Genomic DNA, 21,973 nt, shown 5'->3' on the forward strand with positions numbered 1-21,973 from the left:
GTATGGATTTAATCCTTTTTTAAACGTCTAGCTAAGAAATTACCAAACGATTGTAGTGATTGAACCATAATGATTAAAATAATAATCGTTGTGAACATAACAGCAGCTTCATAGCGTTGGAAACCATATTGATAAGCAATTGTTCCAAGACCACCAGCACCAACAAGTCCTGCCATCGCTGTAGCACCGATAAGTCCAATTGTAGCGATAGTTAGCCCAAGTACAATACCCGAGCGAGCCTCACGAATAATAACGCTCCAAATGATTTTTGGTGTAGAAATGCCCATTGCTTGATAAGCTTCGATAACCCCTTTATCTACTTCAAGCAGTGCGGACTCCATTAAACGTGCAATATAAGGAGCTGTGAAGACAACAAGCGGCAAAATAACCCCTTGAATACCAATCGTCGTCCCAACAACTGCACGCGTTACGGGAATCATCAAGAATAATAAAATAATAAACGGTAAAGAGCGTAAAATATTAATAATCCAGTTTAAAATACTATAAACAACAAGATTTTCAGTTTGACCGCCTTTACGTGTTAAAATCAAAAATACACCAAGCGGAAGACCAATAGCTAAGGCAATAACAAGCGTAATGCCTGTCATTATTAACGTTTCTAGAAAACCTTGCCAAAGAATCGGGCCCCATTCTTCAATAAATGAACTCATAGCAACTCGACCTCCTCAACAACAACGCCAGATTCCTTTAAATAAGCAATTGCTTTATTATATTCTATTTCGTCCCCTTTTAAATGAACGAGCAGTTTTCCGAGTGTGCCGTTTTTCAAATGATCAATTCCGCCAGCTAAAATACTAGGAAGAACATCAAATTTACGCGAAACAAGTGCAAGTGCAGGTTCATCCGCTTCAGCCCCAATAAAGTGGAGGGATACAAGTTTTCCGGTAGCAATATATTTTTCTAGTAAATCTTGAGGAATATCAAAACTTGCCTCAGAGCCAACAAAACGTTTGGTTGTTGCATGCTTTGCTTTAGTGAAAATATCTAGGACAGTTCCTTGTTCCACTAAATGACCGTTTTCCATAACAGCAACACGATCACAAATGCGTTGAATGACATCAAGTTCATGAGTAATTAAGAAAATCGTGATGCCTAGTTCAGCGTTAATTTTAAGTAATAGTTGTAAAATTGCTTCCGTTGTTTCTGGATCAAGAGCGCTTGTTGCCTCGTCACTTAGTAAAATTTCTGGCTCATGTGCAAGTGCTCTTGCAATCGCCACACGTTGTTTTTGACCGCCAGAGAGCTGGCTTGGAAAATTATTTCGTTTATCTTCTAAGCCAACAATCGATAAATATTTGTCTACACGTGACTTAATTTCTTCTTTTGGTACTCCTTCAAGTTGGAGTGGTTTCGCAATGTTTTCATAAACGGTGGCAGTCTTAAGTAAGTTATAACCTTGGAAAATCATCCCAATTTTACGACGCGCTATCCGTAAATCTTTACTTGAAAGGGTAGATAAATTCTTACCGTCAATCAAAACGTGTCCTTCATCTGGACGTTCAAGTAAGTTAATACAACGAACGAGCGTACTTTTTCCAGCACCACTATAACCAACAACGCCAAAAATTTCTCCTTTTTCGACTTGAATAGATACATTTTTAACGGCTTCTACTGTTTTCCCATTAACGTTAAATGTTTTTGATACTTGATGTAATTCAATCAAAATAAAACAACTCCCTAAAATGCAGGTACAACAGACCCATTAAATTCTTTTTCAATAAATTCTCTGACATCATCAGAATGGTAATATTTTTCGAGTGTTTTTACTACTTCATCTTCTTTGTTTTCAGTGCGAACAACAAAAACGTTTGGATACGGATTGTTTTCTGTTGGTTCATTGTAAATAGCATCTTCATTAATAGAAAGCCCAGCGCCCATTGCAAAGTTTGTATTAATAGCTGCGGCTGCTACTTCATCTAATTGTGCAGGGATTTGTGAAGCCTCAAGTTCCACGATTTCTAAATCTAATGGATTTTCAGCAATATCTTTTTTCGTTGCTTTTTCTTCCACGCCATCTTTCAATTTAATAATACCTGCATCTTCAAATAATTTTAAACCACGATATTCGTTACTTGGATCATTTGGAACAGCAATTTTGTCCCCTTTTTTCAAATTCTTTATATCTTTAATGTCGTTTGAGTAGACGCCCATTGGAAAGGCAACTGTTTTAAAAGCTACGTCTAGTTTGTAACCTTTGTCTTTCTTTTGTTGCTCTAAAAATGGAATGGTTTGATAGTTGTTTGTATCCAAGTCACCATCGTTTAGAGCTGTATTTGGTGTATTATAATCATCAAATGTTTTGATTTTGATTTCAAGACCATCTTTTTTCGCTAATTTTTGAACTTCTTCAGCAATTTGTTGGTGTGGACCAGCTGTTGTACCAATAGTTATTTCTTTCGTGCTTAAAGCTTTATCATCACTACCGCCACCACACGCAGCTAATCCTAAAATAAGGCTTGACGCAAGTAAAATTCCTAACCCTTTTGTTAATTTTTTCATCTTTTTTCCTCCCTAGTATGTTGATTATTTATCCAGATTTATTCATGAAAGCAATAAAAAACTTCTCTATTTAGAATAGAGAAGTGGAAAGTCGAACATATCCAGCTCCTCTTATCTACCAAAATGAAATCTACCATTTTGCTGGAATTAGCACCTTCACTTTACGCTTTAATAAAGTTGGGTTGCCGGGCTTCATAGGGCCAGTCCCTCTGCCGCTCTCGATAAGAGAAAATATTTTAGAAAAACCTGTTATTTAAAAATATACGCATTTTCCTTCAATTTGTCAATCGTTTTTTAGGTGTTTAAAAAAACAGACTGGACAAATACCTCAGAAAACTTTACTATTTTAATCAATGAAACTTATAAAGGACGGGTGTAAAATGAAAATTTCCAAACGTTTACAAAATTTACCAGAACAGTTTTTTTCTAGCCTAGTAGAAAAAGTTGGAAAGAAAGTGGCAGCTGGTCATGATGTTATTAACTTAGGCCAAGGTAATCCAGATCAGCCAACACCCGATCATATTGTTGCGGCACTTAAAGATGCTTCTGAAAAGCCTAATAATCATAAGTATTCTTTATTTCGTGGAAAGTTCGAATTGAAAAAAGCGGCCGCAGATTTTTATGCACGCGAATATAATGTAACTATTGATCCGATGACCGAAGTAGCAATTTTATTTGGAACAAAAACAGGATTAGTTGAATTGCCAATGTGTATTATGGATCCGGGTGATGTGATGCTATTACCAGACCCTGGTTATCCCGATTATTTGTCAGGAGTGGTTTTAGGAGAAGTTCAATTTGAAAGGATGCCTTTAATCGCAGAAAATCATTTTCTACCTGATTTCACTAAAATTCCTGCTGAAATTGCGAAAAAAGCGGAATTAATGTACTTAAATTATCCCAATAACCCAACTGGCGCGATTGCTACAACTGATTTTTTTGAGGAAACAGTTGCTTTCGCTAAAGAAAATAATATTATAGTTGCGCATGATTTTGCTTATGGTGCAATTGGCTTTGATGGTCAAAAACCGATTAGTTTCTTGCAAACTCCTGGCGCAAAGGGAGTCGGAATTGAATTATACACACTTTCGAAAACATATAATATGGCAGGCTGGCGAGTTGGTTTTGCGGTTGGAAACAAAGAAGTTATTGAAGCAATCAACCTTATTCAAGATCATATGTATGTAAGTTTATTTCCAGGAATTCAAGATGCGGCTATAGAAGCTTTAACAGGTGATCAATTGTGTGTCCGCGAATTAAATGCGCGCTATGAAAAAAGACGCAATGCCTTTATTGCTGCATGCGAAAAAATTGGTTGGAATGCAGTTGCTCCAGCAGGTTCCTTCTTTGCTTGGATGCCAGTTCCCGAAGAGTTTACTAGTAGCCAATTTGCAGACTATTTATTAGAAGAAGCGAATGTTGCTGTAGCGGATGGAAGTGGTTTTGGGGAGTTTGGCGAAGGATATGTTCGTGTTGGACTTTTAATAGAGGAAGCTCGTTTAGAAGAAGCAATCACCCGAATTTCAAAATTACATCTTTTTGACAAAATTCCGCAAAGTTAAAACGCTGTCGTGACTTACTTTAAGATAAAAAAGCCTGTAATAATTCAGATAATTAGAGGTATGTGTTATAATTAGTTAGGTAAGTCTGTTTTTAATGTTACTAGTTTATAAAGATGAACCAAATGGGCTGTATTTAACAACAAAAAAGTATAAAACTAAACTATCTGTCCCGGTATAAACCGGCAAAATCCATGAATGAGAGGACTGTAAACTAATGGCAGAAAAGAAAATTCTTGTAGTAGATGATGAAAAACCGATTGCTGATATAGTTAAATTTAATCTAAATAAAGAAGGATTTGATGTATATTGCGCCTATGATGGCGATGAAGCATTAGAACTAGTTGAGGAAGTTCAACCAGATTTGATTCTACTAGATATTATGCTTCCAGGTCGTGATGGTATTGAGGTATGTCGTGAAGTTCGTAAAAAATATGATATGCCAATTATAATGGTCACAGCAAAAGATTCCGAAATTGATAAAGTTATTGGGCTAGAACTTGGAGCAGACGATTATGTAACCAAACCTTTTAGTAATCGTGAATTAATTGCGCGGGTAAAAGCTAATTTACGCCGTCACAGTCAAGTGAGCTCAAGTTCTGCAGAAGAAGAAGAAAATAGTGAAATAGAAATTGGTTCGTTAATTATTCATCCTGACGCATATGTTGCTTCTAAACGTGGTGAAACAATTGAACTTACGCATCGTGAATTTGAATTGCTTCATTATTTAGCGAAACACATGGGTCAAGTAATGACGCGAGAACATTTACTCCAAACTGTATGGGGTTATGATTATTTTGGTGATGTTCGGACGGTTGATGTTACTGTTCGTCGCTTACGTGAAAAAATCGAGGATAATCCAAGCCATCCAGCATGGTTAGTTACAAGACGTGGTGTGGGCTATTATTTACGGAATCCTGAACAAGAATAGTTAAAGCTTGATAAGCGGTTGCTAGAGTGTAAAAACTTTAGCAATCGCTTTTTTGGGTATATCCGCTTACTTAGTTCTTTTTTTATAAATAAATCGACCCAATTAACATTAAAAATCGTATGTCTCCCCCTGAACATATGGTATACTAATTTAAATATATTACCCCGAATAGGAGTAGAAAGACTTATGCATAAAATGAGATTTTTTCAGTCTGTACAATTTAAGTTAGTTATTATGTATTTGCTACTAATTATTGTTGCAATGCAAGTAATTGGCGCGTATTTTGTTCGTGAGCTGGAAGGACAACTGGAGAAAAATTTTCAAGATTCCATTACAAATAGCATTACTTTACTTGATTATAACGCTCGGGAAGAAATTTTGAAAAATAGCGATAATACGGTAAAATTACAAAATGATATTCGGGAACTATTAGTCGATTATTCGCGAGCAAGTAGTAATATCGTTGAAGTTAGAATAGTAGATAACAAAGGGAAAATTCTTGGTACGTCTAATTTAAATAACCAAGGAATTGTTGGGCAAAAAAGCAATGATCCACTCATTAAGCGAACATTATCGCTTGGAACAGCTTCAGAAGATAAAATCTACAGAGATGAATCTAATAAAAATAATCGCGTTTGGGTAAATGTTTCCTCTATCAAAAACAAAGGTGAAGTGATTGGGGCTATTTATCTTGTTGCGGATATTGAGAGTGTTTACCAACAAGTAGACGATATAACAAATATCTTTATTACTGGGACATTGATAGCGATGATTATCACTGCAATTCTTGGTATTTTACTTTCTAGAACCATCACAAAACCAATCATTGAAATGAAACGACAAGCCTATGCTATGGCACGTGGAAATTATAGCCGTAAAGTAAAAGTGTATGGTGTGGATGAAATCGGCGAACTGGCAGATTCATTTAACACATTAACAAAACGAGTTCAAGAAGCGCAAGCAATGACGGAAGGGGAACGTCGCAAATTATCCTCGGTACTAGCCTATATGACAGATGGTGTAATCGCAACAGACCGTCGTGGAAAAGTCATCCTCATTAACACGCCAGCAGAAAAAATGTTGCGTATCAAACATGAAAGTGCAAATGGTCGCTCAATTATTGATGTTTTGGATATTGGTGATAAGTTCCAATTTGAAGATTTAATGGAGGTAGATGGATCGCTAACAATGGATCGCAGTACCTCTGATAAACCGTATATTCTTCGGGCTAATTTTTCGGTGATTCAACGTGAAACAGGATTTAATAATGGAGTTATAGCTGTATTACACGATATTACTGACCAAGAAAAAGTCGATCAAGAACGTCGTGATTTCGTGTCTAACGTTTCACATGAGCTTAGAACACCGCTAACAAGTATGCACAGCTATTTAGAAGCATTAAGCGATGGAGCATGGGAAGACAAAGAAATTGCACCACGTTTCCTTGAAGTAACTCAAAATGAAACAGAACGAATGATTCGTTTAGTAAATGATTTATTAAAACTTTCTAGAATGGACGGTGGAAGAGAACGATTAGAAAAAAGTTTTGTTAATTTCACCGATTTCTTCAATCATATTATTGATCGTTTTGAAATGATGAAAAAAGAGACCATTATGTTTAAACGTCATATACCAAAAGAACCAGTAATTATTGAAATAGATGAAGATAAAGTAATGCAAGTGTTAGATAATATCATTTCAAACGCTAATAAATATTCACCAGATGGCGGTAGAATTTCTTTTTACTTAAAGAAATATGAAAATGAAATCGAAGTTAGTATTGCTGATGAAGGTCTTGGAGTGCCAGATGAAGACTTGGCGACAATATTTGACCGCTTTTTCCGTGTAGATAAAGCTCGCTCGCGGGAAATGGGAGGAACAGGGTTAGGGCTTGCCATTGCTCGAGAAGTTATTGAAGCACATGGAGGCCGAATTTGGGCAGAGCAAAACAAGTCCAAAGGAACCATTATTAAATTTACCCTGCCATACAGTGACTTACCGGAGGATGATTGGGAATGATGAAAAAAACAGGCTTTCGTTCATTTATACTAACCGTTTTAGTCATACTCAGTGTCGTTCTCAGTTACTTAATTTGGAAAGGGCAGCCTGATTATGAAGCAATCAATGTTAAAGAAATCGAAAAAACAACAATTGATAAAACAATGACTACCTCTCAAGTGTTCCGTCCGTACAAACTAGCTGTTAATACAAGCGGTAAAAATTACCAAAGTTTAAGCGCGGAGTTATTGAATGAATTGATGACACAAGGCAAAGCATTTAGTTTTTCAGAAGTAGTACTTGCCAATAAAAAAAGTAACGAAGAATATGAAAAATTAATCCATAAGAGTGGTACTATTGAAATCGTTTATCCGAACAATATTCCCTTCTCTATTTTCGCTCAAATTTTCCAGGTGGAAGGGGACGGTTTAGAATCTGCTTTCTTCAACCGAATTATTTTTGATGTGAACAATACAGACACAGGACTCCACTCTGTTTATTTTGTTAATGATGATCAGGAAAATATTTATCAAAGTTCCTTACAAAATAAAGATATTGATAAAATCGAAAAAATTGTCAAAGCGAATGGAAGTAAATTAACAGAAAATGACAAACTGATTTTAAATAAACGTAATCTTTTCCTTAGTTCAAACGAAATTAAATTAAACCGTAAAAAATACATCATTGATTCACTGGAGATAAATCAGTTTACATCAGCATTATTCCAAGATTATGGAACAGTTAAAAGTGAAGGGAATACCTATACAGATGGATCCAGTGTTATAGAAATGGATACAGAAAATAAAGTGTTGGAATATGTTAATCCGTCACAAGAAAGAACGAACCCAGAAGATTTAAGCAGTGCAAAACGTGCTGGATTAATTCAAGATAGTTTTAATTTTATTAATGATCACGCTGGATGGACTGGCGATGGCGGTTATTATTTTACTGGGTACACGGGGGAGAGCGCAACAACCAATTTTAGTTTATTTGTGGATAATCTTCAGGTCTATAATGAAAATGGTATGGCAGATATTTCGGTGACAGAAGGAATTGAAGCGGTCTACAAATATATGCGTCCATTCTTCCGTCTTGATACAGATGTTCCTGGAGAGAAAAAAGAAGAAACTTTACCATCTTCGTACACGGTTTATGAAGAATTGACAACAAACCCGAATGTGAGAGCGGAGGATATTCAGGATATTGTTCCGGGCTATCATATGACGAGAAGCGAATCTACTGGTATGAACCGAATCGTTACATTAGAACCAACTTGGCTGTATAAATATCATAATAAGTGGTTTATCTTCCAGACAGATAAGGAGGGTGAATAATAATGGATTGGCGAAAAACACAATTGATTTTTATTGTTACACTACTTATTTTAAATATATTTTTAGCAGTAATTTTCTTCAATAAACAATTATCGGATGATCCAGATACGCTTGGCAACGAAACGCTAGATGAACGTTTAAAAGCAGATAATATAACCTACCCTAGACTTTCAAGTAAACCAACAAGTGGGGCAATTTTCACTACAGAACGAGCAGCATTTACAACAAAAGATGTTAGTGATTTATCAGGTCAAGCAATCACTTTAAAAGATAATAACAAAGAAATTTATTCCATTTTGCAAACACCAGTAAAAGCTGGGAAAAAAGGAAATAACGCTGAATTGAAAAAATTTATGGAGACAGAAATTTATCGAGGCGAATCGTACGAGTTTTGGGACTACAATAAAGAAACAAAAACATTAACTTTTAATCAATTAATCAATAATAATATGGTGCTTTTTGATGAAGCAGGTCAAATTACGTTCTATTTGGATAATAATGATCAAGTAATTTCGTATGAACAAACTTGGATGTCGAAACAAGATGATTTAAAAGATAAGACTAATTTGATGTCAGCAATGGATGCTTTAGAAGCGGTTTATCAACATGGGGAATTAAAACAGGATAGCGATGTAGTTTCAGCGACATTTGGCTATTATACGACTGTTCAACTCCCATCAGGAAATGTCTACTTCCCGGTTTGGTGTTTTGAGGTCAAACATGCAGATACTACTAGCTATATTTTAGTAAATGCAAAAGACGAGCAAGTAATTAACCAATCAGAAAATCAAACTACTACTGAACCAGGAAATGAACTATCCAGTCGTCAAAAAGCAAAATAAAATAGCAGTCAACCTAATTGTAACGATAATTAGGTTGACTTTTTCAAGTGACGGCACATGCAATTTAGCCAATTTAGCGTTACAATGAAAGGTATATAAGCCTTTAGGGGGATTAACTATGTTCGCAAATAAAATTTTAACAGAAAAAGATACGGAACAAATCCGATTTAGTATATTAGCCAGTGGAAGTTCAGGCAATGCAACACTTGTAGAAACAGGTGACCAAAAAATACTTGTAGACTGCGGTTTAAGTGGGAAAAAAATGGAAGGTCTGTTTGCACAAGTCGGCAGAGAAATGAGTGATTTAGATGCCATTTTAATTACACATGAGCATTCTGATCATATTAAGGGGCTTGGTGTACTTGCTCGAAAGTATAAGCTACCAATATATGCCAACGCAAAAACATGGAAAGCGATGGATAATATGATTGGTGAAGTTTCATCTGACCAAAAATTCCAATTTGATATGGAAACAGTGAAATCTTTTGGTAGTATGCAGGTGGAATCCTTTGGTGTATCACATGACGCAATTGAGCCGATGTTTTACATATTTCATAAAGGGAATAAAAAGTTCGTAATGATAACTGACACAGGGTATGTAAGTGATCGTATGAAAGGGCATATTGCAGGAGCGGATGCGTATCTTTTTGAAAGTAATCATGATGTGGAAATGCTTCGAATGGGACGGTATCCTTGGAATGTCAAACGCAGAATTCTTGGTGACGAAGGTCATGTGAGTAATGAGGATGCGGCGATTGCAATGAGTGAAGTCATTACTGATCAAACGAAACGAATATATTTGGGGCATCTTAGTAAAGACAACAACATGAAAGAACTTGCTAGAATGAGCGTAACACAGACACTTATCGCAGAAGGAATTGACGTTGGTGGAAAGTTAGAGATTTTTGATACGGATCCAGAGACGGCAACTTCCATCTTCACTATTTAAGTTTCACCAATTTGTTAAAGCTTTTTCATTGTTTTTTCATATTTGAAGGTTACTATGAAATATATAAATGCGAAATTTGCAGAGAGGAAGGAAGACATGGACGAGAAAGAGAAAGATTTAAATGAAACCCCAGAAAATGAAAACACGCCAAAAAAAGAGACTGAGGATACTTTACATAATTCTGAGAGATCACAACCAGTCCAAGAATCTCCTATTGTAGAAGGCGTAACACCAGAAGGAGAGAAGTTTGCTGGAGCGACAGAAGAGGCAGCAGAAGCAAGTTCTACCAATGCATTTTTTGAAGAAGCTAGTACTGAACCAACCAGACCAGCACCTGGGCCAAGACGTGCAGGAAGTACTGGAGGCGGGGTGCCACCTAATCGAGTTTCAAATGGCGGCAGCGGTAACGGGAATGGAATGCCACCGAAAAACGGAAAACACTTTATTGGATACTTTTTAACCGCACTTATTGGAGTTATTATTGGTGGATTAATTATTTTCTTTGTTGCCTGGGATAATGGCGATAATGCAGATACTACGAGTAATTCAAATGAAAATAAAGCAAGTAAAGTAGAAAAAGTAACAGTCAATACGACATCCGATGTGACAAAAGCTGTTGATAAAGTACAGGATGCAGTAGTAAGTGTATTAAATTACCAATCATCTTCATCGCTTGATGGCACAACTACATCAGAGCAAGAAGCTTCATCTGGATCAGGTGTTATTTATAAAAAAGATAACGGCAAAGCATACATTGTAACAAATAATCATGTGGTTGCTGACGCCAATAAATTAGAAGTAACTTTCACAAATGGTAAAAAATCTGAAGCGAAATTACTTGGAACAGATGAATGGAACGATTTAGCTGTTCTTGAAATTGACGATAAAAATGTAAGCACAGTTGCTGCATTTGGTGACTCAGATGGCTTAACATTAGGGGAACCAGCAATAGCAATTGGTAGCCCACTTGGAACGGAATTTTCCGGTTCTGTAACGCAAGGTATTATTTCTGGTCTAAATCGTGCCGTTCCAGTTGATACGAATGGTGATGGAACAGAAGACTGGGAAGCAGATGTTATCCAAACAGATGCGGCAATTAACCCAGGTAACAGTGGTGGTGCTTTAATTAACATTGAGGGACAAGTTATTGGAATTAACTCCATGAAAATCTCCATGGAAAACGTGGAAGGAATTAGCTTTGCGATTCCAAGTAATACAGTAGAACCAATCATTGAGCAATTGGAAACAAAAGGGGAAGTAGAGCGACCATCACTTGGAGTATCATTACGTGATGTAGATACAATCCCTGAAACACAACAAAAAAACATTTTGAAATTACCAGAAGGCGTTGATTACGGCGCAATGGTTCAACAAGTAGTATCAGGTTCCGCAGCAGATAAAGCTGGCTTAAAACAATATGACGTCATCGTAGAACTAAACGGTGAAAAAGTAACTAATTCAATGACATTACGCAAAATTTTATATGGTAATGATGTAAAAATTGGTGATAAAATCAAAGTGAAATACTATCGTGGTGGACAAGAAAAAACAACAAATATTCAATTAGAAGCAGCAAAAACAACAACATGATAAATAGAAAGCCGCTCTCCTAAAAAGAGAGCGGTTTTTTATGTGGAAAAGTTGTGGATAACGATTTTTTTCAGATATAGATATAGTAGGGAACGTAAATTCTACTACTAAATATAGATTGGTTTTGTGGATATGTGGATAAGTTCTGTGGATAACCTGTGTGTAAACCGTGAATATCTTGTGGAAAAGAACAATTTTGACAATTTACTTAATAAATACAGTTTAATTTTTGAATGAAAATACATTTTTTGTGAAAATATGGATTGAAAAATAAAAATGTGAATATAAAGCCATTTATCCACATTTTATCACGTAACAAGAGCAAGATAAGAACAGGAAAATACACTTTGAGAAATAAAAACAAGTCAAAGTCATTGTGGCAGAGGCGCTTCGGATGTTTATAAGTGATTTTGGCAAGAGTGGAAAATCAAATTTCTGCTTGTGGATAACCTGTGGATAATGAAAATTACCAAACATATATATTGTATGGAATATATGTTCGGACACAAAATGGGGAATGAGCCTGTGGATATGTGGATAAATTTTGTGTATAACTTGTGTATAAGGGTGGGATAACTTGTGGAGAAATAATTTATAGTAAGCTATTTTTTAATTTGTTAAAAGAACGGATTAAGAAAAATCGAACTAATTGTATATAGATGATTTAATGGGTTAAAAAGGGGCTTGATTATTTTGAGGGTAGTGTTTGGAGTGCGATTTGTTGTATCATAAGAGTAGTAATTAAGTGAAGGGTGGCGCAAATGAATATTCAAGTTGTAACAGTGGGAAAATTAAAAGAAAAATATTTAGTGCAGGGAATTGCCGAATATTTAAAACGTCTGAGTGGATATGCAAAAGTAACAATTATTGAAGTTGCAGATGAAAAAGCACCAGAAGTATTGAGTGAGGCGGAAATGAAGCAGGTGAAGGATAAAGAAGGTACACGAATTTTAGCGAAAATACCCGAAGATGCTTATGTTATAGCACTGGCAATAGATGGAAAAATGAAGTCGAGCGAGGAGTTCGCAGCAGATTTGGATAAGCTAGCGACATACGGCCGAAGCAAGGTGACATTTGTAATTGGTGGATCGCTCGGACTTAGTGAGCTAGTTTTGAAGCGTAGTGATGAGCGGATTTCGTTTGGACGATTAACATTGCCGCATCAGTTGATGAGATTGGTTTTGGTGGAGCAGGTTTATCGGGCCTTTCGGATAGTTCGAGGGGAGCCTTATCATAAGTGAGGCGGGATTTTTATGTAAAATGGCCATGCTGCAAGTTACTGCTAGGTTAAAAGTAAACGATTGATTTAGTTTCGAATCTTTTATTATGGATTTTTCTGGCTTTTAAGGTGTTATCCATGTAATCGAAAGGAGAGTACAAATGTCCTTCTTAAAAAAATACGGTTTTTATTTCTTACTACTCGGTGTACTAAGTGATTTTCTAACACCATACATACTTGGGATTTTTTATCCGGAATTAAACCAAATGACGATGGTGATGAGTGAGTTTGGAGATGTAGCAAGCCCGGTTCGCGGTGCATTTTTGGTTTGGTCTGTAGTTTCAGGAATGCTGTTTGTGCTTGCTTTGCCGGCGATTTACCAGGATGTAAATAAAATATCTCGTGGCATTGCAATTTGGCTGACTTTAGCAATTGGATTTTATGCTGTTGGGGATTGTATTTTTACTGGTCTTTTTAGTATTGACACAGAGCAGGCTACTTGGACATTTTCAACATGGGTGCATAATATTGGCTCAGGCCTGGGATATATTGGTTTTTTACTTTTTCCATTGTTCTTGGTGATACTTTACCGAAAAACAGGGGAGGTATCCTACAGTAAACTTTATTTGGCGCTTTTAATCATTAGCCTACTTTCTGCTGGGGTATATGGCTTAGCGCGAGTTCCGGCGGTTAATGATTTACCTATACTGGATAAAATTGGTTTTTGTCAGCGGGTTAGTTTCTTTTTTAATTATGTACCAATAGTTGTTTTTGCAGTGGAGCGGATGAGGAGAAAAGCCTAATTAGATAATACCATCATAGTTGTACTAAATTTAAAAGCATAGCAACGAATGGATAAATTTTTCTATTGGTTTCAATAGATTGAGCAAAGATCACATAGAATAATGACTTGTTAAACGCTTGCGAAATTGCGAGCGTTTTTAACTTGTTGCAGAAATTAAAATACATATTAATAAATATAATTTGTCCCAGCTTTCGATATTCGAAGGCTTTTTTTGATGAAAGATATACATAAATCTTCTTTTTGCTAGTATAAAATTTGCATAACTAAAGTTGAAGAAATTAAAAGTTCACAAAAAAAATCTAAAAACGTATTAATAACACATTCATTATACGCTTAACCTGTTAATATAATAAAGTTACATGGTATTTATACACAAAATGAGGCAAAAACTCCTGCTATATTTGATTTCATAATAAGGGGAATGGGAGTAACCATTACTAGGATATGCATTGTCTGAAATTAGGAGGGATCGAATGGATGTCGTGGAAGAGAAAATGCTTAGGCAATTGAATTTATTCAAACTAAAGAATAGCTGGATGCAATATTTGGATGTGAAAAAAGGAAGCAAAATATCAAAAGATTTTTTACAAAAAAACATAGCTATAGTCGAAAAGGGAATTCTTCATTCTGAAGTAAAGATAAATGAAAAGTATCAATTCTTCACAGTAATCCAGTCCGATGACATAATTTATCCATCTTCTATGAAAAATGAATCAAATAGTTGGCGAGTTGTAGCAGATACTTCAGCAAAGATTATTTTAATCAATAAAGAATACTTTCTTAACTACGCTACAGTAGAACCCAAATATATGGAATGGCTTGTAAATAAAACGAATGAAATTTTTCATAAAGCATCTTTTGAGGTGATTAAGCATACTCAAGAATGGGGTGTGAAGACAACTATTGAGCATATTCATGAAGTAATGGAAAAAGAAGGAATGGACAAAAATCAGCTAGCACGATGTTTTTCCAAACAAAATTTAATTTCGTATGCACAAGTATCCAGATATATATTTGATAATGAATGGGATAAGTTAAGGGAGATTGGTTTTGTATGAAATACTTTTAATTAGGAGTGTGATAATCCATTGTCTAAAAAGAATAGTTTAATAGAAGGATTACAGTTATGTGGAATCGAAAAAAATATAGAAACATTTCAAGCGGGGACTATTTTTAATCATACTTGTGATCAAATTGTATTGATTATAACAGGTGTTTTACATCTGGAAAATTTAAACAATCAAAAAGTAATTATTACCTACTTAAATGGAGAATACTTGTTAGAGCCTGCTCGCTTTTTGCAAAAGAGGACACAGAAATATCAGTTAGTTTGTGATACCAATATCGAAATTATTCGAATTACGCAAAAAGAATTTAAAAAATTAGTAAATGAAAAACCTTCTATTTTGGAATGGCTAATTGAAACAACGGTTACATTAACAGAAAAGATTATAACTGAATTTTCCAAAACAAATGGAAAGCCCTTTTTGAAAATACAGAATAGTGTTTCTAATCTGTGTAAGGATGGGCTATTAATAAAATCAACCACATATAAGGAATGGTATGAGTTGCCTTCATTTATAACTAGAGAAGATTTTATTTCTTATGCTCACGTTCCTAAAAGAACCTTTCAAGTCAAACTAAAAGAACTGGAAGAAAACCGTCTTTTTCGTGTAGAAAACCGAACTCTTTTTATTCATGGCTGTTTTTTTGATCTAAAATAGTCGAAGTATTTCCTGCACTCATGAATAATTTAGTGGATTTTTAGCTCACCGTAGTACGAGTTTATAAGTATCTCGTAACAAAAACTTAAATTTTTAAGAAAAAGTGGGGTATCAAAGCTTTTTTATAAGTAATTTATGCATGGAATAATTTAACAGAAAAGGAGTACGAAAAAATGAAAAAAAGTAAAATTGGTGCAATCATACTAGGTACTGCTATTGTTGTTCAAGCGCCTTTCCAAGTTTTTGCCGCTACAACTAATACAGAGAACAAAACAGAAACTACTAAACCAGTAACATATATGAACAACAAACTATTGACGGCTACTAGTGATTTAGATTTAACAGTAGGAGAAGCAGCGACTAAGACCGTTCATGTACAAGATAATGCTTTAAGTAATAGTGAATGGGGAAGTTATATTACGGATGTAAAAGTAGTTTTAACAGGCATGGATGGTATGAATTATCAGATAGTATACGGACCTAAAAATGAGGATGGTACCCGTTATCAGTATGCAGACATAATAATTTCTGGAACACCTACAAAAGCTGGTAACGGAAGTTTTAGTCTTGAATATTATGATGGAGCTGGTAATGGTGGAGTATATTCATACACCGTCAACACACAATCAACTATATCAGTAAAATATGTAGATCAAGATGGAAATAAAATTGCTGAGGACACTTCTCAGGCTGGGGACGTAAGCACAGATTATACAACATCTGCTAAAACAATTGATGGCTACACTCTTGATGAAACAAAACTTCCGAGCAATCAAAATGGTCAATTTGGCGAAACTAATCAAACAGTTACTTACACATATACCAAAAATGAAAGTGAAGTCAATAAAGGGACGGTTTGGATTTCATTTGTTGCAGAAGATGGTGAGCGTCAAGAACTTGTATCCTCGCTTAACTTATCCTATGCTTATCCAGACGGCGTACCATCTAACACAGTCACATTTGGAGAATTAGCAGAAGGAGCAACATACAATGATTTAAGGGAAGGTACATTAACGACAGATAAATTATGGAGCGATGTACTGCAAAATATGGCGGCCTACATGAATGGCACCATTGATGCAGCTGGATTTGAAGCAGCTGTTGGAGCGACACCAGCTCAATTTGATTTAGATTTTATTGCAGAAAACTTTGAAGGTTATGAACTTGATGAAGCAGCTTATCAAGCCAACCTAGACAAAATGGTAACCTTCGAACAAAACGGCGGCAGTGTCAATTTACAAGTACCATTTAAGAAAATTGCAGAAGTGCAAGCCGGAGCTGATGTAACTGTGAAATATGTAGACGCAGATGGCAATGAACTTGCAGCAGCAGAAACATTAAGTGGAAATGTAGATGAAACTTATACTTCAGAAGCGAAAACAATTGATGGCTGGACACTCAAAGAAACACCAGCAAACGCATCAGGTACATTTAGCGACCAAGCACAAACAGTCACTTATGTATATGAAAAAAATGCCGATGAAAATGTCACACCAACACCAGTTGATCCCGATGATAACAATACAAGTACCGATAACAGAAGTAATAACAGTGTTGATAACAGCAATAAAAACACTAGTAATACAGCAAAAGTGGATAAAGCAAGCATGAAAAACACACAAATAAGCACACCAGATAAAACGATTACCACAGCGAAAAATGCACTACCAAAAACTGGAGATAATGAATTATCAAGTAGTCTATTAGTTGGACTAGGCGTGCTTATGCTAGGTGGACTATTCATCTTTTTGCGTAAAACTAAAACAGTAAAATAAACGTCTCACATAACATTAGAAATTTACTCCAAAATGAAAAATAATAGTTAGCAAAAAACACCTGTATTCATTCCGTTTCGTACGGATATAATACAGGTGTTTGATTTACATAATTTAAAATTGGTTTTTCCTTTTTTTATGCGTAAAATCTATAAGAAACACTAGATGATGGCGAAAAGTCCAAGTTTTTATTTAGCCTCTGACATACTGAATTTGAAAATTTCTTTGTTTAAGAAATAAATAATACCAATAATCATATAGACTCCGCCAAATATCAGAAGAAACGTAAGGCTGCTTAAGCTTTTGCTACCTAAATATCCGAATAATAATGAGCCTATAGGTAGGGTTGCCACACTTACACTAAAAAGCGCACTAAAAACTTTACCTAAGTGCTTTTTAGGAATTAATACTTGGAAAAAAGGTTTTTGAACAACATGTATTACTCCTAAGAAAGTACTTGCAATTCCCCAAATGAAAATAATAAAAAAAGAATTTACAAAATACGCACTTATTAACATAGTAAGCCCATACAAGACGGTAGCTAAAGTCAATACTTTTCCAATCTTTATAAATTTTAGTAAAAGAGTTGCTAGAAAAGTAGAACCAATTAATGTTCCAATAGCCATAGCGGAAGTTAAAAATCCGAGTATAATAGCACTTCCTTGTTGGTTGGCTATTAATACTTGATACACATTCAGTCCTCCAAACATGAAATTCGCCACACCACCACCAATATCAATTAATAAAATGGTTTTGTTATGGAATAGTTCTGTAAAACCCTTAAATACATTTTTTAAAAAAGGTTCAGGTTCGGCAGTATCTTTCTCTACAGGCTCTTTAATTTTAGAAAAGGAGAATATGGCAAATATGAAAGTTATCACATTAGCGATTAGCAGGGTAATTGTTGAAAAAATAGTAATAAGAAACCCTGTTAATGCATTAAATAAATATTCCGTTCCATTATACGCAACAGACATATAAGACTGTGCAGTTGCTAGCTGTTCCTTTTTTACGATATACGGCGTCATTGCATCTTGTATTGTGTATGTATTCATGCTAAATAGAGCGGCTAGAAAAGCTAGAATACATAGTAGTACAGGGTTTTGAAAATCTAATAATAAACTGACAACCATGAGCGAAATAGCGAGTAACTGTCCCAATTCGCATACTATCAGCGATTTTTTCTTTGAATGTGTATCGATCCAATGACCGAATAAAAAAGAAAAAATATTTGGTATAAAAATAGCGAAATTAACGATACCAACCCAGAAGGAATCGTTAGTAATTGTTAAAATATACCAAGAAAGTACAATATAGTAAATGCTATCCCCTGCATTACTAATTAAACGTCCTAACCATAAATATTTGAAATTTTTATTTTTTAACATTGTTCAGTCCTTTCTAAAGAAGTTTGATATAGTCAAATGCTACTTTTGAACATTGCATTTATAATTTAACAAAGATAAAATGATAATTAATATATATGGTAAGAATATATTAATTAGTTTGAAAAAAGAAAATAGATTAATATATTCAATATTAATCCATTGTGTAAAAAATCACAATCAATATGAATTTTCTATAAAAATAATTTACAAGATTCGTATATTTTTAAAGAGTTCAAACCCAATGCCATTCAAAAAAAGTATTAATTTATGAGAAATGAGAGGGATATATGCTATGCGTATCAAATCAAAGAAAAAACAAACGGAAAATCAAATAAAAACATTTCAAAAAACAAATCACGCAAGGAAGAATTGTAGATTATATCGGAAATTTTCAGGAAATGAGATCCGAATGGTAATAAATTTTTCTGAGAGTGGCTTGCAATCATGAGAGTCAAAAAATATAAATCGCTCTTATTTTTTCTGTTTATTTTTTACTTTTGTATGGGATTATCCAAATTTGCGCAGGTTCTATGGTTTGAAAAATCAGGAGATCTAGTTAATTACGCATTATCTTATTCGGCAATGGCGATTGCAGGAGCATGCTCATTTTTATTAAGCAATTGGATAAGCAAATTAACTTTAAAAACGGCAATGCGGGTATTCATCCCTATTTATGTGATAGGGATGCTACTACGAACTATCACGGGTCCAAGTCTTATTCCTATAATATCAGGAGTGATTTCAGGCATAGGTGCAGCGACCGTATTACTCATTGTGAGGACTTGGATTTATAAATTAACGGATGAAGCAGTAGAAGATAAATCATTTATAGTTTCATCGAGATATACCATTATGCAAATCTCGTTAACATTGGCAACATTGTGTGCGGGTCTATTTTTGTCCTTATACAATGATGCGGCAATCGCTTATATCAGCATACTCGTAATTAGCTCTTTATTACTTTTTATAACACTATTAGTGCGAAATTTTCCTGCCCAAAGAGTCTTTAAAAAGGATAAATTATTTGCGTTGTTTCCGACAGATAAGAAGGTTGCTATTATTTTATATGGATGCGTGATTTTGTTAGGGGTATCTATTTCGTTAGTTGAACCACTGCTCCCTGTCATAGTTTCTGATATTGGTTATAGTACAAGTATGACTAGTTTAATTATCAGTGGATATGGACTCATAAAGATAGGTGCGAGTTTTATTTTTCAACACCAATTTTTTTCGGCAAAATCCCAAATTACTTTCCTTATTTGCGAATTAATAATGGGTGGTTTGTTCATTGCCATAGGTTTAGTTGATGTAAGTTCCATCGTGATTATTAGTATTATCTATTTACTTTCTATAGGAACAGCGGGATTTTTCATATTAAAAGAGATTATGGAATATGAGATGTTACCAAAAAAGGAATTAGCTATTTATTTAGGGCTGCTTCAATCAGCATTTTTGATAGGCGATTCATTAGGAAGTCCAATAGGTGCGTCGATTTACACCTATTTTGGCTATTCAATGCTATTTATTGTTTTTGGAATAGTAACTAGTATAGGTGGTATTGTTTATTTCTCTTTATTTTATTGGATGCGGAATGGTTATACTAGAGTGGACAATAAAAATAAGCGAATTTGAGAAAAGGTGTCCATCATGAAAAGACAGAACTACTCTAAAGAATTTAAATTCCAAACAGTCAGCCTTATAGTAAAGGGAAAACATCCAGTTCGTTTTGTCTCCAAGCAATTAGAAGTACATGAAAACACGCTCTATAGAGGGGTGTCGGAGTATGAAAAACACGGAAATAGTGCCTTTCCTGGAAATGGAAGTTCTATAAAAGTTCCAAGTTTTTCTGAGAAACTATCACTAGTCTATGCTTGCATTAAAAAGCATTTAAAAGGGAAAGTTTCAATCAAACGACTTTGTTACTACGTAGGTGTTTCGTGTTCTGGCTACTATGTCTTTTTAAATCGGAGTGTGTCCAATCTAGAAATAGAAAATGCTGTGTTTGGCAGCGAAAACATTTGAAATATTTTCTTTGAACATAAAGGCAGATATGGAGCAAGAAGAATACAAATCACACTAAAAAGAACCTATGATCTTTCTATCAGTCGAAAGCGAATTAGCCGTTTACTTCGCAAACAAGGGCTTTATACAAGAGGTAGACGAAGAAAGTGCCTAAAACAGTCAGTTGCTCGAGAACGTAATCCGAATTTAATTAAACAACAATTTCATGCGGAAAAGCCTAATCACATTTGGTTTGGAGATATCAGTTATATTCCAAAACAAGAAGGAATGCTGTATTGTAGCATCTGTATTGATTGTTTCTCTTAAGTCGTTGGATTCACAATTCGCCCTTATTGCATGATAGTCTTGTCGTCGACAGTCTAAAAATGGCGGTGCAGCAGGAAAAGTCTAGTAAGGGATTAATTATTCAAACGAATCAAGGGCACCAGTACACTGATTATCGCTTTCATGAATGTGCGATGAAGTAGCACTTCATTCATAGTCAATCCCTATAATAACGCCGTTATGGAATCTTTTATAAGCTATTCAAACGAGAAACCCTACCAGAAAACAGTTTTCTACTAAATTACAAGCTACCCTAATCATCTCAGACTATTTAGAAACCTATTATAATTACAAACGCATTCATTCAAGCTTAAATTACCTTACGCCCTATGAATTTGAAAAATTAACAAATTAACTTAATTCATGTGTCCACTTTTCTTTTGTCATTCCATTTTCTAGACTTCGTTCACCATCTGAGTAAGGTTGCTTATTTATCAAAAAGTCATTATGTTTTTTTAAAATGAGTTTTTTTAATCCTGAAGTTGTGTTTTTGTTCATTTTAATGCTTTTTAATCCTAAACTGTAACAAATTAGACATAGACGAAGAAATGAAAATGTGCTATTGTACACTTGTGGAAAACTAAACATAGAGAGATTGATAAGATTTCAGGACAAATTAGAATGAGTCGCGCTGAATTACGAGATTGCGCAAAAACCTATAGAACTAGTGCTCGGGATATTTAATAAATGTTACAACGCTTATCGCAAACACAAGAACAACTTCGCGGTGAGTGGGAAGGGCAAGCTTTTCAAAAATTTGATGATCAGTTTAATCAATTAAAATCGAAAGTGAGCGAATTTACAGATTTAATGGATCAAATTGAAGCGTAGCTTCAAAAACCGCAACTGCGGTGGAAGAACAAGATTAACAATTTCCTCAAAACTTGGGGGTTAAGCCTAATCCCGAATACGTCCTTTATGAGATTCTCGTAAGTGGCGTTTTTTTCTAAAAATGAGCAGAAAGGGATGAAGAAAAATGGGTACAGTAGCAAG

General features: G+C 34.9%; 20 protein-coding genes, 1 pseudogene and 1 riboswitch. Of the genes and pseudogenes, 17 read left to right on the forward strand and 4 right to left on the reverse strand.

Annotated elements, in window-relative coordinates; translation table 11 throughout:
• Positions 1-8: 8 nt before the first annotated feature.
• The 3 genes from HCJ45_RS12635 to HCJ45_RS12645 are packed head-to-tail and all read right to left on the reverse strand — an operon-like array spanning position 9 to position 2,520.
• Positions 9-671 carry a methionine ABC transporter permease gene (locus HCJ45_RS12635; protein ID WP_185346810.1) on the reverse strand — a complete coding sequence of 221 codons (663 nt, stop codon included), beginning with the start codon at positions 669-671 and terminating at the stop codon, positions 9-11.
• Positions 668-1,684, reverse strand: coding sequence for a methionine ABC transporter ATP-binding protein (locus HCJ45_RS12640; RefSeq protein WP_187125042.1), 1,017 nt, complete (start codon positions 1,682-1,684; stop codon positions 668-670). Before HCJ45_RS12640 ends, HCJ45_RS12635 begins: the two co-directional genes overlap by 4 nt.
• Positions 1,685-1,698: 14 nt before the next feature.
• Positions 1,699-2,520, reverse strand: coding sequence for a MetQ/NlpA family ABC transporter substrate-binding protein (locus HCJ45_RS12645; protein WP_187125043.1), 822 nt, complete (start codon positions 2,518-2,520; stop codon positions 1,699-1,701).
• Positions 2,521-2,628: 108 nt separating this feature from the next.
• Positions 2,629-2,748, reverse strand: a riboswitch (SAM riboswitch).
• Between the two features lie 152 nt (positions 2,749-2,900).
• Here HCJ45_RS12645 and HCJ45_RS12650 point away from each other — a divergent pair.
• The 12 genes from HCJ45_RS12650 (at position 2,901) to HCJ45_RS12705 (ending at position 17,246) form a co-directional block, all read left to right on the forward strand.
• On the forward strand, positions 2,901-4,082 hold the full coding sequence (locus HCJ45_RS12650; protein ID WP_187125044.1) for a pyridoxal phosphate-dependent aminotransferase: 1,182 nt from the start codon (positions 2,901-2,903) through the stop codon (positions 4,080-4,082).
• Positions 4,083-4,296: 214 nt separating this feature from the next.
• Positions 4,297-5,010 carry a response regulator YycF gene (gene yycF, locus HCJ45_RS12655; RefSeq protein WP_185346802.1) on the forward strand — a complete coding sequence of 238 codons (714 nt, stop codon included), beginning with the start codon at positions 4,297-4,299 and terminating at the stop codon, positions 5,008-5,010.
• A gap of 186 nt (positions 5,011-5,196) precedes the next feature.
• The gene (gene walK, locus HCJ45_RS12660; RefSeq protein ID WP_187125045.1) at positions 5,197-7,029 is read left to right on the forward strand and encodes a cell wall metabolism sensor histidine kinase WalK; all 1,833 of its coding nucleotides are present in this window, start codon (positions 5,197-5,199) and stop codon (positions 7,027-7,029) included.
• Positions 7,026-8,342, forward strand: coding sequence for a two-component system activity regulator YycH (gene yycH, locus HCJ45_RS12665; protein ID WP_187125046.1), 1,317 nt, complete (start codon positions 7,026-7,028; stop codon positions 8,340-8,342). Before walK ends, yycH begins: the two co-directional genes overlap by 4 nt.
• A gap of 2 nt (positions 8,343-8,344) precedes the next feature.
• Positions 8,345-9,184 carry a two-component system regulatory protein YycI gene (locus tag HCJ45_RS12670; RefSeq protein WP_187125047.1) on the forward strand — a complete coding sequence of 280 codons (840 nt, stop codon included), beginning with the start codon at positions 8,345-8,347 and terminating at the stop codon, positions 9,182-9,184.
• 118 nt (positions 9,185-9,302) lie between these two features.
• Complete coding sequence (locus HCJ45_RS12675; protein WP_185346795.1) at positions 9,303-10,133, forward strand: MBL fold metallo-hydrolase; 831 nt, start codon at positions 9,303-9,305, stop codon at positions 10,131-10,133.
• A 96-nt stretch (positions 10,134-10,229) separates the two neighbouring features.
• The gene (locus tag HCJ45_RS12680) at positions 10,230-11,723 is read left to right on the forward strand and encodes a S1C family serine protease (protein ID WP_187125048.1); all 1,494 of its coding nucleotides are present in this window, start codon (positions 10,230-10,232) and stop codon (positions 11,721-11,723) included.
• Between the two features lie 761 nt (positions 11,724-12,484).
• On the forward strand, positions 12,485-12,964 hold the full coding sequence (gene rlmH, locus HCJ45_RS12685; RefSeq protein ID WP_187125049.1) for a 23S rRNA (pseudouridine(1915)-N(3))-methyltransferase RlmH: 480 nt from the start codon (positions 12,485-12,487) through the stop codon (positions 12,962-12,964).
• 139 nt (positions 12,965-13,103) lie between these two features.
• Positions 13,104-13,745, forward strand: a complete 642-nt coding sequence (locus tag HCJ45_RS12690; RefSeq protein WP_187125050.1) for a DUF998 domain-containing protein — start codon at positions 13,104-13,106, stop codon at positions 13,743-13,745.
• A 475-nt stretch (positions 13,746-14,220) separates the two neighbouring features.
• Positions 14,221-14,805, forward strand: a complete 585-nt coding sequence (locus HCJ45_RS12695; RefSeq protein WP_187125051.1) for a hypothetical protein — start codon at positions 14,221-14,223, stop codon at positions 14,803-14,805.
• 30 nt (positions 14,806-14,835) lie between these two features.
• Entirely contained in the window at positions 14,836-15,471 is a 636-nt protein-coding gene (locus HCJ45_RS12700) for a cyclic nucleotide-binding domain-containing protein (protein ID WP_187125052.1), read from the forward strand.
• A 173-nt stretch (positions 15,472-15,644) separates the two neighbouring features.
• A complete protein-coding gene (locus HCJ45_RS12705; protein ID WP_187125053.1) occupies positions 15,645-17,246 on the forward strand; it encodes a MucBP domain-containing protein in 1,602 nt (533 codons plus the stop codon).
• Positions 17,247-17,434: 188 nt separating this feature from the next.
• Here the strand turns inward: HCJ45_RS12705 and HCJ45_RS12710 are convergent, their stop codons facing one another.
• Positions 17,435-18,634: an MFS transporter gene (locus HCJ45_RS12710; RefSeq protein ID WP_187125054.1), complete on the reverse strand. Its 1,200-nt coding sequence runs from the start codon at positions 18,632-18,634 to the stop codon at positions 17,435-17,437.
• 444 nt (positions 18,635-19,078) lie between these two features.
• Here HCJ45_RS12710 and HCJ45_RS12715 point away from each other — a divergent pair, with 444 nt between their 5' ends.
• The 5 genes and pseudogenes from HCJ45_RS12715 to HCJ45_RS12735 all read left to right on the forward strand — a co-directional run bounded on the left by HCJ45_RS12715 (position 19,079) and on the right by HCJ45_RS12735 (position 21,849).
• Entirely contained in the window at positions 19,079-20,266 is a 1,188-nt protein-coding gene (locus tag HCJ45_RS12715; protein ID WP_187125055.1) for an MFS transporter, read from the forward strand.
• A gap of 15 nt (positions 20,267-20,281) precedes the next feature.
• Positions 20,282-20,656, forward strand: coding sequence for a transposase (locus HCJ45_RS12720; protein ID WP_187125056.1), 375 nt, complete (start codon positions 20,282-20,284; stop codon positions 20,654-20,656).
• 3 nt (positions 20,657-20,659) lie between these two features.
• Positions 20,660-20,962: an IS3 family transposase gene (locus HCJ45_RS15185; RefSeq protein ID WP_187125058.1), complete on the forward strand. Its 303-nt coding sequence runs from the start codon at positions 20,660-20,662 to the stop codon at positions 20,960-20,962.
• A 217-nt stretch (positions 20,963-21,179) separates the two neighbouring features.
• A complete protein-coding gene (locus tag HCJ45_RS15190; RefSeq protein ID WP_187125059.1) occupies positions 21,180-21,335 on the forward strand; it encodes an IS3 family transposase in 156 nt (51 codons plus the stop codon).
• A gap of 248 nt (positions 21,336-21,583) precedes the next feature.
• Positions 21,584-21,849: pseudogene (locus HCJ45_RS12735) on the forward strand (WXG100 family type VII secretion target).
• Positions 21,850-21,973: the final 124 nt, after the last annotated feature.

The sequence above is a fragment of the Listeria immobilis genome (assembly GCF_014322845.1).
Classification (GTDB): Bacteria; Bacillota; Bacilli; order Lactobacillales; family Listeriaceae; genus Listeria; species Listeria immobilis.